At 64.5% G+C, this 16,031-nt stretch carries 14 protein-coding genes; 2 read left to right on the forward strand and 12 right to left on the reverse strand.

Translation table 11 applies throughout. From position 1 onward, the window contains the following. Positions 1 to 61: 61 nt before the first annotated feature. The 9 genes from tatC to K408_RS0132870 form a co-directional block, all read right to left on the reverse strand. Positions 62 to 874 carry a twin-arginine translocase subunit TatC gene (gene tatC, locus K408_RS0132830; protein ID WP_024342688.1) on the reverse strand — a complete coding sequence of 271 codons (813 nt, stop codon included), beginning with the start codon at positions 872 to 874 and terminating at the stop codon, positions 62 to 64. After that, positions 871 to 1,374, reverse strand: coding sequence for a Sec-independent protein translocase protein TatB (gene tatB, locus K408_RS0132835; protein WP_024342687.1), 504 nt, complete (start codon positions 1,372 to 1,374; stop codon positions 871 to 873). The genes tatC and tatB overlap by 4 nt, the downstream gene beginning before the upstream one ends. A gap of 89 nt (positions 1,375 to 1,463) precedes the next feature. After that, positions 1,464 to 1,697 (reverse strand): twin-arginine translocase TatA/TatE family subunit, encoded by a 234-nt coding sequence (locus K408_RS0132840; protein ID WP_024342686.1) that lies wholly within the window; start codon positions 1,695 to 1,697, stop codon positions 1,464 to 1,466. Positions 1,698 to 1,861: 164 nt separating this feature from the next. Next, entirely contained in the window at positions 1,862 to 2,635 is a 774-nt protein-coding gene (gene scpB, locus K408_RS0132845) for an SMC-Scp complex subunit ScpB (protein ID WP_024342685.1), read from the reverse strand. Between the two features lie 21 nt (positions 2,636 to 2,656). Further along, on the reverse strand, positions 2,657 to 3,496 hold the full coding sequence (locus tag K408_RS0132850) for a segregation and condensation protein A (RefSeq protein ID WP_024342684.1): 840 nt from the start codon (positions 3,494 to 3,496) through the stop codon (positions 2,657 to 2,659). Further along, positions 3,493 to 4,521 carry a beta-N-acetylhexosaminidase gene (nagZ, locus tag K408_RS0132855; protein ID WP_024342683.1) on the reverse strand — a complete coding sequence of 343 codons (1,029 nt, stop codon included), beginning with the start codon at positions 4,519 to 4,521 and terminating at the stop codon, positions 3,493 to 3,495. The genes K408_RS0132850 and nagZ overlap by 4 nt, the downstream gene beginning before the upstream one ends. A gap of 46 nt (positions 4,522 to 4,567) precedes the next feature. Continuing rightward, positions 4,568 to 6,136 (reverse strand): SPOR domain-containing protein, encoded by a 1,569-nt coding sequence (locus tag K408_RS0132860; protein WP_024342682.1) that lies wholly within the window; start codon positions 6,134 to 6,136, stop codon positions 4,568 to 4,570. 139 nt (positions 6,137 to 6,275) lie between these two features. Further along, entirely contained in the window at positions 6,276 to 8,066 is a 1,791-nt protein-coding gene (gene argS / locus K408_RS0132865) for an arginine--tRNA ligase (protein WP_024342681.1), read from the reverse strand. Positions 8,067 to 8,075: 9 nt separating this feature from the next. Beyond that, positions 8,076 to 9,272: a deoxyguanosinetriphosphate triphosphohydrolase gene (locus K408_RS0132870; protein ID WP_035698760.1), complete on the reverse strand. Its 1,197-nt coding sequence runs from the start codon at positions 9,270 to 9,272 to the stop codon at positions 8,076 to 8,078. A 133-nt stretch (positions 9,273 to 9,405) separates the two neighbouring features. Between K408_RS0132870 and erpA the strand changes: the two genes are divergently transcribed. Further along, complete coding sequence (gene erpA / locus K408_RS0132875) at positions 9,406 to 9,735, forward strand: iron-sulfur cluster insertion protein ErpA (protein ID WP_024342679.1); 330 nt, start codon at positions 9,406 to 9,408, stop codon at positions 9,733 to 9,735. A gap of 5 nt (positions 9,736 to 9,740) precedes the next feature. Here the strand turns inward: erpA and K408_RS0132880 are convergent, their stop codons facing one another. Continuing rightward, complete coding sequence (locus tag K408_RS0132880; protein WP_024342678.1) at positions 9,741 to 12,050, reverse strand: PAS domain-containing sensor histidine kinase; 2,310 nt, start codon at positions 12,048 to 12,050, stop codon at positions 9,741 to 9,743. 151 nt (positions 12,051 to 12,201) lie between these two features. Between K408_RS0132880 and xth the strand changes: the two genes are divergently transcribed. Continuing rightward, positions 12,202 to 12,999, forward strand: a complete 798-nt coding sequence (gene xth / locus K408_RS0132885; protein ID WP_029674613.1) for an exodeoxyribonuclease III — start codon at positions 12,202 to 12,204, stop codon at positions 12,997 to 12,999. A gap of 15 nt (positions 13,000 to 13,014) precedes the next feature. Here the strand turns inward: xth and K408_RS0132890 are convergent, their stop codons facing one another. Continuing rightward, positions 13,015 to 13,836 (reverse strand): tetratricopeptide repeat protein, encoded by an 822-nt coding sequence (locus K408_RS0132890; RefSeq protein ID WP_024342676.1) that lies wholly within the window; start codon positions 13,834 to 13,836, stop codon positions 13,015 to 13,017. After that, a complete protein-coding gene (gene ilvD / locus K408_RS0132895; RefSeq protein WP_024342675.1) occupies positions 13,823 to 15,544 on the reverse strand; it encodes a dihydroxy-acid dehydratase in 1,722 nt (573 codons plus the stop codon). The genes K408_RS0132890 and ilvD overlap by 14 nt, the downstream gene beginning before the upstream one ends. Positions 15,545 to 16,031: the final 487 nt, after the last annotated feature.

Genomic DNA, 16,031 nt, shown 5'->3' on the forward strand with positions numbered 1-16,031 from the left:
CGGGTCAAGCCCGGGTATGACGAATCATGGCGGAGCAGCGCGATGATCGGACGAAAGCGCCCTACTCCGCCGGATTGGCCGGCGTCGAGACGTCGGTACCGGTCGCAGCCTGTGCGGCGGCCGCCTTCCTCTCCACCATCGCCACCGCGAGGATCGAGCCCTCGTACAGCGCCATTAGCGGAAACGCGAGGGAGCACTGGCTGAGCACGTCGGGCGGCGTCAGCACGGCTGCGATCACGAAGGCCAAGACGATGAAGTAGCGGCGCTTCTCGCGCAGCATCGTCGAGCTGACGATGCCGATCCGCCCGAGCAGCGTCAGAATCACCGGAAGCTGGAAAGCGATGCCGAAGGCGAAGATCAGCGACATCATCAGCGACAGGTATTCGCCGACCTTGGGCAGCAACTGGATCTGTGCTGTCTCGTCGCTGCCGGTCTGCTGCATGCCGAGCGAGAAGCGGACCAGCATCGGCAACACGACGAAGTAGACCAGCGCCGCGCCCAGCACGAAGAAGAAGGGGGTGGCGACCAGATATGGCAGGAAAGCCTGCTTCTCGTGCTTGTAGAGTCCGGGCGCGACGAACTTGTAGATCTGCGTCGCCACGATTGGAAACGAGATGAAGCCTGCCCCAAACAGCGCGAGCTTCAGCTGCGTGATGAAATATTCCAGCAGCGCCGTGTAGATGAACTTCGAATTCTCGGGCCCCGCCACCCACACGAACGGCCAGACCAGCACGTTGTAGATCTGCTTGGCGAAGAAGAAACAGAAGATGAAGGCAATGCCGAAGCCAAGCAGCGCCTTGATGAGCCGCGAACGCAGCTCGATCAAATGGTCCATCAGCGGGGCTTTGCTGGCCTCGATATCGGCGTCGGTCATGACGCTTTGGCGTCCTTGATTGCCTCGGATGGTGCGGTGTCCTGCGCAACCGCCGCCTGTTCGACCTCACGAGTGATCGCGAGCGGCTCGTTCGCAGCTGCATGGGCCTCGGCTTCCATGAAGGTCGCGGGTGTCGGCGCTTCCGGGGTCGTGGGCGTCGAAGGCGGATCGACGGCTGTCGTCGTCGACGTCTCCGCCGGCTTGTCCAGCGCATCAACACGAAGCGCGTCGCTGACGTCCTTCTGGAGCGAGGTGAGCGGATTGTTGCTGGTGAAGCCGGTCGCGGCTTCCTTGACCTCGTCGAAGCTCTTCTTGAGGTCGGCCATCTCCGCCTCGCGCATAGCTTCCTGGAACTGGCCCTGGAATTCGGCGGCCATCTTGCGGGCCTTGCCCATCCACTGTCCGACCATACGCAGCACGCCCGGCAGCTCTTTCGGGCCGATGGCGATCAGGGCCACGACCCCGACCAGGACCAGTTCACTCCACCCGATGTCGAACATGAGGTCTTCCGTTCACGCCAGCCGAAGCCGGCCCAATCCCTCGCGCGCAGGATCGGGGCCGCTACCCACGTCTCGCGTGCTCTTTCGGCTCAGACGGCCTTGCTGCCGACGTCGGACCGGGACGCGGTCGGCGCGCCATTGTGCTCGATGGACTTCGCCGGCTCGGGCTTGTCTGCGGGCTTGTCGTCGTCCTGCATGCCCTTCTTGAACGCCTTGATGCCCTGCGCCACGTCGCCCATCAGATCCGAAATCTTGCCGCGGCCGAACAGCAGCAGGACCACTGCGATCACCAAGATCCAGTGCCAAATGCTGAGTGAACCCATCCTGCAACCCTCCAAACGCGCATGGCCGGGGACCCGGCCGATCTTCACCGAAACCTAGGCTTGGCAGGTCTCAAAAACAAGGACCAAGGCGGCGCCAATTCGCTGTCGGCACTACGCAATCTTGCTAGTGTTAACCGGTCGCAGGGGCCGTAAAGCACCGGGACTCACTCGTTGGTGCCACCTTCGCTGCTACCCTCGCCGGCTCCCTCATCGCCACTTGCCGGCGGCTCCTGCGAGGTCTCGGGCTCGACCGCTGGCGCCAGCGCAAGATCGAGGTCGCCTGGTTCCAGCGGATCCTCGTCCTCGCGCAGCGCCGGATCATCGGACGGCGTCGGTACGCTAAATCCGGTCGGCAGGCGCGAATCCAACAGACCCGTGCCCTTCAGCTCTTCCAGGCCCGGCAGATCGCCGAGCTGTTCAAGGGTGAACTGCGACAGGAATTCCTCAGTGGTTCCGAAGGTCAAGGGACGGCCCGGCGTCTTGCGGCGGCCACGCGGCTTGATCCAGCCGGTCTCCAGCAGCACGTCGAGCGTGCCCTTTGAGGTGACGACGCCACGGATCTCCTCGATCTCGGCACGCGTCACGGGCTGGTGGTAGGCGATGATCGCCAGCACCTCGATCGCGGCACGCGACAGGCGGCGCGTCTCGGTACTCTCCCGGGTCATCAGCCAAGCGAGATCGCCGGCAGTGCGGAAGGTCCATTTGTTGGCGACGCGAACGAGGTTTACCCCGCGCAGGGCATAGTCGGCCTGCAGCTGCTCGAGCGCGGCCTTGACATCGACGCCCTCCGGCATCCGCTTGGCCAGCGTGGCGGTATCCAGCGGCTCACTCGACGCAAACAGCAGCGCTTCCAGCAGCCGCAATTCCTCCGGACGCGCCTGGGATTCGTTCTCCATCGGCTCGGCCTCTTCTACGCGCACTTCAGCCAGGCTTGCCATGGCAGATTCTCCTTCTTGCACTTAGGCGACCGGCGCATCAGGCGCAGGAGCTGCGTCCAGGACCGGTTTTTGGCGCCCTTTCCGGAAATAGATCGGCGCAAACGCCTCTTTCTGGTTCAGCTCGAGCTGGCCTTCGCGCACCAGCTCAAGCGCGGCGGCGAAGCTCGAGGCGAACACTGTTGCCCGCTGCGTCGGATCGGCGACGTGTCGGATCAGGAAATCGTCCAGCACGCCCCAGTCATCCTGTTCGTTGAGGCTGCCAACCAATCGCTCCAGCGTGGCGCGCGCTTCGGCAAGTGACCACACCGTGCGCTTGGCCAGATGCACGCTCGCCAGCACGCGCGACTGGCGCTGCGCGGCATAGGCGGTCAGCAGATCGTAGAGCGTTGCCGTGTATTTCGGATGCTTGATCTCGGCGATCTGCTCGGGCTCGCCCCGCGGGAAGATGTCGCGCTGCAATTGCGGCCGGTTCATCAGCCGGTTGGCGGCTTCGCGGATGGCTTCGAGGCGGCGCAGGCGGTTGGCCAGCGCCGTCGCCATCTGCTCCGCGCTCGGCCCCTCCGCGCTCGGCGGCTCCGGCAGCAATAGCCGCGATTTCAGGAAGGCGAGCCAGGCCGCCATGACGAGGTAGTCAGCCGCCAGCTCCAGCCGAATCTTCCGCGCGGCCTCGATGAAGTGAAGGTACTGGTCGGCGAGCGCCAGGATCGAAATCTTGGCGAGGTCGACCTTCTGTTGACGCGCCAGCGCGAGCAGCAGGTCGAGAGGCCCTTCATAGCCCTCGACATCCACCACCAACGCCGGCTCACCCTCGGCGAGCTCTGCTGGCCGCCCGGTTTCGAACGATAGGATTTCTGCGGTCATGCGGATGCCGTGTTTGCCCGTGCGATCAATGCGTCCAGTTCCGCGCGTGCGGCCGCCCGATCGAACGGCTGCGGCGGCTTGCGGGCCGCAAGCGCGGCGTTCGCGCGCTCCAGCGCCCTGCCGGACAGTTCGGGTGCCTGGCCGGCGACGTCGCGCATCTCCTCGATGTTGCCGTTGCAATGCAGGGCCACGTCGCAGCCGGCCGCGAAGATGGCGCGGGTCCGCTCGGCGATATTCCCCGACAGCGCGTTCATCGACACGTCATCACTCATTAACAAACCCTGGAACCCGATTGCGCCGCGAATCACGTCAGCAATCATTGTCGCAGATGTCGTCGCCGGATGGGCGGGGTCCACGGCGCTAAACACAACATGTGCAGTCATGGCCATCGGCAGGTCCGCGAGCGGCTTGAACGCGGCGAAATCGGTCCGTTCCAGTTCGGCCCGAGGCGTGTCGACCGTCGGCAGCTTGAAATGAGTGTCGGCGGTGGCCCGGCCGTGCCCAGGAATGTGCTTGAGCACCGGCAGCACGCCGCCCTGCTCCAGCCCCTCGGTGACCGCCCGGGCAATAGCCGCGACCTTGCCCGGCTCAGTGCCGTAGGCCCGGTTGCCAATGACCGCATCGGCGCCCGGCACCGGCACGTCGGCCAGCGGCAGGCAGTCCACAGTGATGCCGAGATCGGCGAGATCGGCCGCGATAAGCCGTGCGCTGAGACGCGCCGCGGTAAGCCCGAGGGCCGAATCAGTGTCGTACAAGGCCGCGAACGTGGCGCCCGCCGGGTAGACCGGCCAGTGCGGCGGGCCCAGCCGTTGCACCCGTCCCCCCTCTTGATCGATCAGGACAGGCGCGTCGGGAGCATTCGCGACAAAGCGCAATTCCGCAACCAACGCAGCGACTTGCGTCGGCGTCGCGACATTGCGCTTGAACAGGATGAAGCCCCACGGGCGCTGGTCACGGATAAACTCCCGCTCGGCGGCGGTGAGTTCCGTTCCGGATACGCCGGTAATGAAGGCCCGCGTGCTCATGACGGCCGATTAACCCTGACCCGCGAGGGGGTCAAGGAAACGGCCTTTAATTCCTCTGGACGAAGCAGGCGGACAAGCCGGCGGCCCTCAGGCTGTTGCAAGCCTGCGTCGCCTCCTCGGCCGAAGCGTACGGGCCAGCGAAGGCGCGGTAGACGATCCCCTTGCCCTTGTCGGTGAGGTCGACCCGCTTGATCACCGGCGAGCGGGAGCCGAGTACGTTGCCGTACTTGCTCTGAAGCACGCGGTAGGACGCGGCGGCACTGTCCTCGCTCTGCTGCGAGGAGACCTGTACGATGTAGCCGCCGCCGCTGCTGGCGGGCGCGAGCGGAGTCGGACTAGTCGCAGCCATCCTCTGCGAAGGCTCGGCCGCCGGTTGCGGGGCCAGCGACATCGGCTGATGGACGCTGGCATTGGCCGAGGTCGGCGGATTGCGCGGCGTGGCCGGCACAGCGGGTGCAGCAACAGGCTTCGGCGCCGCTGGCGTCGGCTTGACTGCAGCCGATTGCGGTGGCGCGCTGTCGGTCTGGTCTCCCTTCACGGCCACGGTCCGGATCGGGCGCGGCGAATTGCTTGGCAACGTTCCATTGCTCGGGACGGCTCCCGAGCTCGGCGCGGGAATTGCAGACGGCGAGACGCTCGCCACAGACGGTGGGTTCGCATTCTGGTTCAGTGGCGGGAACACCACTCGGGGACCGCCCGCCTTTGCGTTGACGTCGACCGGGGCTTCCTCGCGCGGCACGATCTTCTCAGTGCCGTCACCGCTGACCATCCGGTCCGGCACCTTGGCCGAGGAATCGCTCGGCGCGGGCACGATCTTGGTCGGCGCATTGTCGGCCCTGATGATCGGCGGCTCGCCGCTGCGGGGCGAGCCGATATAGGTCTTGTACGCGAAGGCCGCACCAGTGCCCACCACGGCAAGCGCCAGGATCGCCGCGACTGTCATCATGCCGCCGCGCTGCTTCTTCGGCTCGTCGAGTTCGGCTTCGGGATAGTCGCTCTGGAACGCATAAGGATCGTCCGGATAGGACGGATCGCGCTGATAGTCCTGCTCACCTGTCTCGAGGCGGCCGTAGAGCGCATCATCGTAGCGCGAAGGATCCGGCGCGTACGGCTCCTGATAGGACTGCTCTTGGTAAGACGGACGGTGCTGCTGGTAGGCCTGATCCTGGTAGGACTGATCCTGGTAAGACTGATTCTCCTGGCCGTGATCCTGATAGGCCTGCGGCTGATGAACAGGTTCGGGCGCGGCGGACCTGGCCGAATAGCGATGTAGCGGATGAACCGGGCTTACCGAGACGGGATAGTCAGGCTCCGGCGCGGGTGCCGGCTGCGGCTGCACATTGGCGCGCCGCATCCATGAGGGTGGCCCAGGCGGCGAGGCCTGCTCGGCGTAGTCCTGCCGGTCGTCGTGCTGGCGGTACCCGTCTTCCCCATAGCTTTGCGTGGGCGCGGCCGGGGAGCGCGCAGCCGGCCGTCCCTGCGCCGCAAACGGATCGGTCTGCCCGATCAGACGGGCGAGCTCGGCCAAGGGATCGCTCTCCGCCTTCCCATACTGATCGCCACCGCGACCATAGTCATCGGAAGGAAACGGTCTGTCCTGATATCGTTCGGCCATCGTGATGATGCGTCCCTTCGGGAAAGCCGCGCGCCCCTCGACCAAGGCACGGCTTTCGACCCACAAGGCTTTCAACCAAGTCTAAGCGATCCGGCTTCTGCCGGTTACCCCCGAATCCCCTTAAGTAGTTCGCCCCAAACTACCGCATCTCGTCCGGGGCATGGACGCCGAGGATGGCGAGGCCCGATGCCAGGACCGAGACGACGCCCTGGACCATGGCCAGCCGCGCCTTCGTTAGATCTGCATCATTATTGATAATGAAGCGTAAATAGGGCAAATCGCGCCCCTTCGTCCAAAGTGCATGAAATTCGCTGGCTAAATCATAGAGATAAAAGGCGATTCGGTGCGGCTCGTGGGCCGCGGCGGCGGCTTCGAGCACACGTGGATATATTGCGAGGCGCTTGAGAAGTTCAAGCTCGACCGGGTCCGACAGCCGCTCGACCGCCGACTCACCGAGCCAGGCGATCCGAGTACCGGTATCCTCAGGCAGCTCCGGGAACACCTCGGCGCGCGCGTTGCGGAAGATCGAATGGCCGCGGGCGTGGCCGTACTGGACATAGAAAACCGGGTTGTCGCGCGACTGTTCCATGACCTTGGCAAGGTCGAAATCGAGCACCGCATCGTTCTTGCGGTAGAGCATCATGAAGCGGACGGCGTCCTGGCCGACCTCATCCACCACCTCACGCAAGGTGACGAAGTCCCCGCTTCGCTTGGACATTTTCACCGGTTCGCCATTGCGCAGCAGCTTCACCAACTGCACGATCTTGACGTCGAGCGCCCCCCTGCCTGACGTCGTCGCCTTCACCGCCGCCTGCATGCGCTTGATGTAGCCGCCATGGTCGGCGCCCCAGACGTCGATCATCTCGGCAAAGCCGCGGTCGAACTTGTTCTTGTGATAGGCAATGTCGGAAGCGAAGTAGGTGTAGGAATTGTCCGACTTGATCAGCGGACGATCGACGTCGTCGCCGTAGGCCGTCGCCTTGAACAACAGCTGCTCACGGTCTTCCCAATCCTCGACCGGCGCGCCCTTCGGCGGCGGCAGTCGGCCTTCATAGATGTCGCCCTTGGCCTTCAGGAAATCGATGGTCTCGGCAACCTTGTTGTTTCCGGTCTCGATCAGGGAGCGCTCGGAGAAGAATACGTCATGGCGGATGTTGAGGGCGGCGAGATCGTCCTTGATCTCGTCCATCATCATCCCGATCGCCTTGGCGCGCACTGTCGGCAACCATTCGGCCTCGCTCTTCGCCAGGAGCTTGTCGCCATGCTCCTTGGCCAGCGCCGCTCCGACCGGCTTGAGGTAGTCGCCGGGATAGAGCCCTTCCGGAATGGCGCCGATGTTCTCGCCGAGCGCCTCGCGATATCTCAGGAACGCTGAGCGCGCGAGCACGTCGACCTGGGCGCCGGCGTCGTTGATATAATATTCGCGCGTGACGTCGTGACCTGCGAACTGAAGCAGGCTCGCCAGCGCGTCGCCGAACACCGCGCCGCGGCAATGGCCGACATGCATCGGCCCAGTCGGATTGGCAGAGACGTACTCGACATTGACTTTGGCGCCGCCGCGGACACGGCCGTAATCGGCCCCTTCGCGCAGCACCGTCCGCAGCGCCTCGGCCCAGGCGGCTGGCTTCAGCGTCAAGTTGATGAAGCCGGGTCCGGCGACGTCGACCTTGGCGATCAGCGTGTCGGCACGAAGCCGCTCGGCGATATTCTCGGCAAGATCGCGCGGCTTGGCCTTCGCCTCCTTCGCCAGCACCATGGCTGCGTTGGTCGCCATGTCGCCATGTGAGGCATCGCGCGGCGGCTCGACAACGACGCGCGAGAAATCGATGCCCTCGGGCCAATTGGCTTCCGCGGCGAGCGCGCGGCAGGCGGCGTGCACGCGCGCCAGCACGTCGGCGAACAGATGTAGGGATGAGGAGGTCTGGGGCATGGGCGCCGCCTAACGCAAATCCGGGGTCGAGTCAAAAAGCCGCTGGTGCTCGGTCAGGGCGAAACGGTCGGTCATTCCGGCGATGAAATTGCCGATCCGGCGCGCCCGGTCGCCCTCATTGTCCGCCTCCGCGCCCAGCAGCCATTCAGGCGGCAGTTCGGACGGCTCCTTCAAATACCTTGCGAACAGGTCGAACAGGATCTGCTCCGCTTGCCCCATCACCCGCATCACGCGCTCGTGGCGATACATGTGCTGATACAGGAAGCCCTTGATGGCGGCTTCCTCCTCGGCGACCTCGGCGGGAAACGCGATCAGCGCCCTGCTCTGCTGCCGGACATCCTGGGCCGATTGCGGCTTGAGCGCCGCAAGGTTCCTCTGGGCCTCGGTGAACACCGCACCGATCAGATGCGAGATCAGCTCGCGCACCAGTTCGGCACCGCGCCTGACGTCTTCGAGATCGGGATAGTGCGCCGAAGTCTCGGCAATGATCTCCGCGGTGAGCGGCATCACCTTCAGTTCGTCGAGATTGAAGAGGCCGGCCCGCAGGCCGTCATCGATGTCGTGGGCATCGTAAGCGATATCGTCCGCGATTGCGGCGACTTGCGCTTCCAGCGAGGCGAAGCTCCACAATTCAAGGTCATAGGTCTTGATGTAGTCGGCTATCCCGACGGGAATGCCGTGCTCACGATAGCGTCCGGCCGGGGCGCCGCTGCGATCGGTGAGCGGACCGTTGTGCTTGACGATTCCTTCCAGCGCTTCCCAGGTCAGGTTCAGCCCATCGAACTCGGGATAGCGGTGCTCGAGCGAAGCGACGACGCGGAGCGTCTGGGCGTTGTGATCGAAGCCGCCAAACTCCCTCAGGCAGGCATCCAGCGCCCGCTCGCCGGCATGGCCAAAGGGCGGATGGCCGAGATCGTGGGCGAGCGCCAGGGTTTCCGTAAGGTCCTCATCCAGCCCGAGCTGTCGGGCCAGCGCTCGGGCGATCTGTGCCACCTCCAGCGAGTGGGTCAGCCTGGTGCGATAATGGTCGCCTTCATGGAACACGAACACCTGGGTCTTGTACTTCAGGCGGCGGAACGCGGTGGAATGGATGACCCGGTCGCAATCCCGCCGGAACGGGCTGCGGGTCCGGCTCGGGGGCTCGGTGACCAGCCGGCCTCGGCTGCGATCGGGGTCGCAGGCATAGGGCGCGCGGGGGGCTGCCATTCCGACGGACACGACGAATTTAGTCCCTATCCATTTGATTCTGCGTATCCTTGCACTTAACTATGCCGGACGCGGGACACCAAATGAAATGGGCAAGACCTTTCTGTGACTGCGGGACGATCGGAGACCGACCATGACGACTGCCGTGACCATCAGTGACCGCGCCGCACGCCGGATTGGGGAGATCCTCAAGGGCGAAGGCTCCGGCGCGATGCTGCGCATCTCCGTCGAGGGCGGCGGCTGCTCCGGCTTCCAGTACAAGTTCGACATCGACCGGGCCCGTACCGACGACGATCTCGTAATCGAGCAGGACAATGCGGTGGTGCTGGTCGATTCCGCCTCCCAGCCGTTCCTGGCGGGGTCGCAGGTCGATTTCGTCGATGACCTGATCGGCGCCTCGTTCCGCGTCAACAATCCGAACGCCACTGCGTCCTGCGGCTGCGGCACCAGCTTCTCGGTCTGAGGCGGCTACGCTCCGGTTATCTGCCTTTCCTCCTCCGTCCACTCCACCTCGATCGGCGCCAGCTCCGGCTGGAGCGGCGCGTCCTCCGACATGGTGTAGCCGTCGAGCGCACGCAGCAACGCCGCGACCAGCGCCGGCTTGCGCAGCGGCTTGGCAAGGAAGTCCGACATGCCCGCCTCGCGGCAGATCTTGACATCCTCCGAGAAGGCATTGGCCGTAAGTGCTATGATGGGTAAGGCTTTGCAGCTCCCGCCTTGCGCCCGGATCGCCCGCGTCGCGGCGAGCCCATCCATATCGGGCATGCGCACGTCCATCAGCACGACATCGTAATCGCTCTCGGATGCCGCCGCGACGGCCTCGACACCATCGGTGACGACACGCAATTCGACCTCGAACGCGCCCAGCATCTTGCTTACGACCATCCGATTGACTGCATCGTCCTCCGCGACCAGCACCTTCAGCGGCCGGTCGAGACTGGCGATACGGGCCTTGAGCTCCTCGGCCTCATCGCGGCCTGTGGCCTGGTCCGATACCGGCACCTGACTCCAAGGCAACACCAGCGTGAAGCGGAAACTCGAGCCCTCGCCCGGCGTCGAGGTGACTCCGATGGTGCCGCCCATCTGCTCGATGATCCGCCGTGAGATGGCAAGCCCGAGGCCGGTGCCGCCAAAGCGGCGGCTGATCGAAGCGTCAGCCTGGGCGAAGTCGCTGAAGAGCTGGCCCAGCTTTTCCGGGGCGATGCCGATGCCGCTGTCGGTGACCGTCCATTCGACGGTCGCCAGCAAGTCGCGCCGCGCCTGGCAGGTGACCGAAATCGTCACCTCGCCTTCATCGGTGAACTTCACCGCATTGGATGCGAGATTGAGCAGCACCTGGCGGATGCGCGCGACGTCGCCGCGCAGCGTCGGCGGCAGGTTTGGATCGAGCTCGACGTTGACGGTCAGTCCCCTGCTCTTGGCGCCTGCGCGAACAACGGTTGCGACAGCTTCGACCAGCGCCTGCGGGACGAAATCGATCGCCTCGAAGGTGAAGCGCCCGGCCTCGAGCTTGGACAAGTCGAGAATGTCATTGAGGATACGCTGGAGATTATCGCCGGAGTCGCGGATCGTGGCGACGGCTTCGCGTTGCTCGGGGTCGAGCGTGGTTTCAAGCAACATGCTGGCGAGCCCGAGGACACCATTCATCGGCGTGCGGATCTCGTGGCTCATCACCGCAAGGAAGTCGGACTTGGCGCGGCTTTCGGCCTCGGCCTTTTCAGCGCGCCAGCGTTCGGTGACGTCGCGGCCGAAGCCGCGATAACCGAGGAACTGGCCGTCGCGGTCATAGGCCGGCTTGGCCGTCAGCGACCACAGCCGCGCCTCGCCGCCGGCGACGACCGTGAGGTTCATCTCGTGCAGCGGTTCATTCTGCTCCATCAGGCCGACGACATTGTAGGCTGCGCGCTTGTCCTCTGGGCAAAGCATGTCGAGCACATCGGCGAAGTGTGATCCCTTCAGCAGTGGAAGCGGCAGCTGCGCGACGTCCGCGAAGCGCTGGGGTACGTCGACCAGATGCCCGTCGGCATCGGTCTGCCACAGCCAGTCGCTGGCGTTCTCCTGGAAGTCTTTCAGCAGCAGCGAGATGATCTCGGTCTGGCGCTCGAGCTCGAACTGGGCCTTGAGATTGCCGAGGAACAGGTTGCCCTGCGAGACGATGTTGCGCGCCATGAAGAATGCGAACAACAGCAGGAACACCGAGGTCACCAGATAGGGCCCGGTGCCGCACAGGAGCAGCGCACCGGCGCAGGCGACGGTCATGGTGGCGAGATAGACGAGACCCGCACGAGGGAATGTCGAGAGCGTGAAGGCGCCGCCCGACATCATGCCGACCATCAGGCAGGCCAGGATCAGCTGGCCGGTCGGCTCGACGCGGCTGAACAGGGCGAGCGGCAGCGCGCCCCAGACTGCGGCGAGGAAGAAGGCCTGCCGCAGCATCTGTCGGCCAGCGCGGGTGGAGGCTTCCTGCGGCGGATTTTGATGCGACCGACGCCATGAGCGCACAGCAAGCGAAGCGGTGGCGGCGAGCGTCAGGCCCCAGATCGCGAGGAAGTCGTTCCAGCCCCTGCCCCAGAACATGATCAGGACGATGGCGACGTTGAGCATCGTCACCGCCATGGTGACCGGGATCAACCGCGTCACGGCGTCGATCTGCTTGGCGCGGATGCGGCGGACCTGCCGCTCGCTGAGATCGGCGATCAGGCCGTCCTCGATCTCGAAGCCGCCGAGCCAATACAGGAATGCGCCGATCAGGCCGTCACGCGGCTCAATTCGCTTCATTGACTGTCCGGCCATCCCATCAGCAACCTTTTGACGATCAATGACCTGCCGCCTGCTTAAGCCGGGTTAATTTTGTGGGTGATTTTGCGGCGTCCTTGACGGGCGCGTTTGCAGTTTGTTCTAACCATGCCTCCTGCCCGGAGCCGTCGATATGTCCATCAGAGTAGCCACCTGGAACGTGAACTCGGTCCGGCAGCGGATTGATCTCCTCCTGACCTGGTTGAAGGAGTGCCAGCCCGACATCGTCTGCCTCCAGGAGATCAAATGCGTCGACGAGGCCTTCCCGCGGCTGGAGATCGAGGCGCTCGGCTACAACGTGGTCACGCACGGGCAGAAGACGTTCAACGGCGTCGCCCTGCTCTCCAAGCTCCGGTTCGACGAGACCAAGTCGGGGCTCGCCGGCGACGACGAGGATACGCATGCCCGCTTCCTCGAAGGCGTGGTGACCCTCAAGCGCGGGGTACTGCGTATCGCCTGTCTCTATCTACCCAACGGCAATCCGGTCGGGACGGAGAAATACCCTTACAAGCTCAAATGGATGTCGCGGCTTCTTGAATATTCGAAGGAGCGTCTCAAGGCGGAGGAGCCACTGATCCTCGCAGGCGACTTCAACGTCATCCCGCAGGCCCGCGACGTGCACAATCCGGCCGCCTGGACCGAGGACGCCCTGTTCAAGACGGAGACGCGGGAGAGCTTTCAGTCCCTGCTCGGCCTCGGCCTGACCGATGCCTTGCGGGCCGTCACCGACGAGCCGGGGCTGTACACCTTCTGGGACTACCAGGCCGGAGCCTGGCAGAAGAACCAGGGCCTGCGCATCGACCATCTGCTGCTGTCGCCACAGGCCAGCGACCGGCTCGCCAATGTCGGAATCGACAGCTATGTCCGCGGCTGGGAGAAGCCGTCGGACCACGTGCCGGTATGGGCGGATCTGGATCTGGAGGCGGCCTGAAGCCGCCTCGGCCGCTTACTCCCGGCGGCCCTGCACCCACTGCTCCAGCATCTGCAGGCACATGGCGCGGTCGTCGTCCGAGGCCTTGGCGAAGGCGCGGTTGTAGCTTTCCTTGATCCAGACCTCGTCGGGACCTGCGCTGTCGCGCGCCAGGGTCAGCCACATCAGGCCGCGTGCGGCCTGCCGCGGCAGGCGGTCGCCGTTGAACAGCATCTGGCCGAGCAGCGCCTGCGCCTGGTGCTGTCCCTTCTGCGCGGCGAGACCAAGCCAGCGCGCACCGTAGCGGAAGTCCTCACGCGAGGCGTCGGGGGTCTTCAGGTACAGACGGGCGAGATCGTACTGCGCGTCCGCGTTGCCGAAATAGGAGGCGGCATAGGAGAACATCTCCCGCGCCCGGTCCGGATCGGCCTTGACCTTCGAATTCGGAATGCCGGCCAGATAGTAGCGGCCGAGCGCGACGAAGGCGTTGGCCACGATCTGCGCCTGCGGGGCCGACGGGCTGTCCTCGGCATGCGCGTTGGCGATCCGGCTGAAATATTCGAAGGCGCGCAGATCGTCCTGAGCGACACCGTCGCCATTGGCGTACATGCGGCCGAGCTTCCACTGCGCGATCGGGTGACCGCCCTCGGCAGCATATTGCAGGGCGCTGAGCGAGGTTTCCTGCGTCACCGGCGCGACCTTGCCGCGCAAGGTCGTCGCGCTTCCCGGCAAGTTGGTCACGACCGGGATGGCCGCATCCTTGGGGTTGACCGGCGCACCGTCAAAGGCGAGCGCCGGCGCGGCCAGCGCGGCCGCCCCCAACACAAACGCAACTGTGGCACGCCTAAATGTCCGCATAGCACTGTTTCTCGTGCGCGCCGCCCGGATGGGTCACTGCCCCTCCGACCGCTGGTCCAACCTGCTGAGCATACTTCCAGAGCGCACCCGACGTATGATTAGTCGCGCGAGCGCTCCATTTGGTCTTGCGCTGGGCGAGCTCGGCGTCGCTCAATTTTACGTTAAGCGTACCGGCGACCGCGTCGATTTCGATGATATCGCCGTCCTCAAGCAGCCCGATTGGTCCGCCGACCGCCGCCTCCGGCCCGACATGGCCGATGCAGAAGCCGCGGGTCGCGCCGGAGAAGCGGCCGTCGGTGATGAGCGCGATCTTGCCGCCCATGCCCTGGCCGGTCAGCGCTGCTGTGGTCTGGAGCATTTCCCGCATGCCGGGGCCGCCCCTTGGCCCCTCGTAGCGGATCACGATCACTTCGCCTTCGCGGTAAGTGCGCTTCTGAACCGCCTCGAAAGCATCCTCCTCACGGTCGAAGCACCTGGCCGGACCGGTGAACCTGAGGTTGGACATTCCCGCGACTTTCACGATCGCACCTTCTGGCGCCAAATTTCCCTTCAGACCGACCACACCGCCCGTGACGGTGATGGGTTTGTCTGCCGGGTGCACCACGTCCTGGTGCGGATTCCACTTCACGCTCTTGAGGTTTTCGGCGATCGTGCGGCCCGTGACGGTAAGGCAATCACCGTGCAGGAAGCCGTTGTCGAGCAGCGTCTTCATCAGAAGCGGTATGCCACCTACTTCAAACATGTCTTTGGCGACATAACGGCCGCCCGGCTTCAAATCCGCGACATATGGTGTCTTTTTGAAGATTTCGGCGACGTCGAATAAGTCGAACTTGATGCCGGCCTCATGTGCGATCGCCGGCAGGTGCAGCGCAGCATTGGTCGAGCCGCCTGACGCGGCGACCACGGCAGCCGCATTCTCCAGCGCCTTGAGGGTGACGATGTCGCGCGGCCGGATGTTGGACGCGATCAGGTCCATCACCTTCTCGCCCGCGGTCATGCAGAACGCATCGCGGATCTCATAGGGTGCCGGGGCACCGGCCGAGTATGGCAGCGCAAGGCCGATCGCCTCGGACACCGTGGCCATCGTATTGGCCGTGAACTGCGCACCGCAGGCGCCCGCCGAAGGGCAGGCCACGCGCTCGATCTCGTCGAGATCCTCGTCCGACATCGCGCCGACCGAATGCTTGCCGACGGCCTCGAACATGTCCTGCACGGTGACCTGCTGCCCGCGGAAATTGCCGGGCAAGATCGAGCCGCCGTAAATGAAGATCGAGGGCACGTTGAGACGGACCATCGCCATCATCATGCCCGGCAGCGATTTGTCGCAGCCGGCAAGCCCGACCAGCGCATCATAGGCATGGCCACGCACGGTCAGTTCGACGGAATCAGCGATGCATTCGCGTGACGGCAGCGAGGAGCGCATGCCGTCATGGCCCATGGCGATGCCGTCTGTCACGGTGATGGTGCAGAATTCGCGCGGCGTCCCACCGGCCGATGCCACGCCCTTCTTCACCGCCTGCGCCTGGCGCATCAGGGCGATGTTGCAGGGAGCCGCTTCATTCCAGCACGAGGCGACGCCGACGAAAGGCTGGTGGATCTGCTCGGTGGTCAGACCCATCGCATAGAAGTAGGACCGATGCGGCGCGCGCGCAGGGCCTTCCGTCACGTGACGGCTCGGCAGCCTCTGCTTGTCGATCTTCGCGCCCATGCAACCAGTTTCCCCAGCCAACCCTTTCAGACCCGAAAAATCAGAGCCAAGATTTGAATCGACCTTGGGATTTTCTCGTTGCCTTCGAAGACCGCCGCTGCTCTCTAAAACATTAGAGCGATTTTATTCATGTTCGGGTGTGGCCAAAAAGCGGCGGCGATGCGAACCACCCGCGACGAGGGTTAAATCGAAGAGGAGTGTTGCGCGGGCGGCACAATCGTAACCAGGAAGACACGGATTAGCCTACCGCGATACCTCGCAGGGACGATGTTATACAACCTTTGATTTTTTAGCTGGAGAACTGCACCTCGTTCCGACGGCGACGCCGGCACCCGTGAGTGAGTCGGGCCTACCCCCTCTCGGTTGCGGCAGGCACAGGCATCTCAATTCTCAGACACGCCTGCCCGATCTCGCGGCGTGTTTCGCCCGAGCTTTGCTTGATCTCTCCGCCCTCTCGTCCAAGAGGGCGCAGGGAAGGCCGGGTGCC

Source organism: Bradyrhizobium sp. in8p8, from assembly GCF_000426845.1.
Lineage (GTDB): Bacteria > Pseudomonadota > Alphaproteobacteria > Rhizobiales > Xanthobacteraceae > Bradyrhizobium > Bradyrhizobium japonicum_C.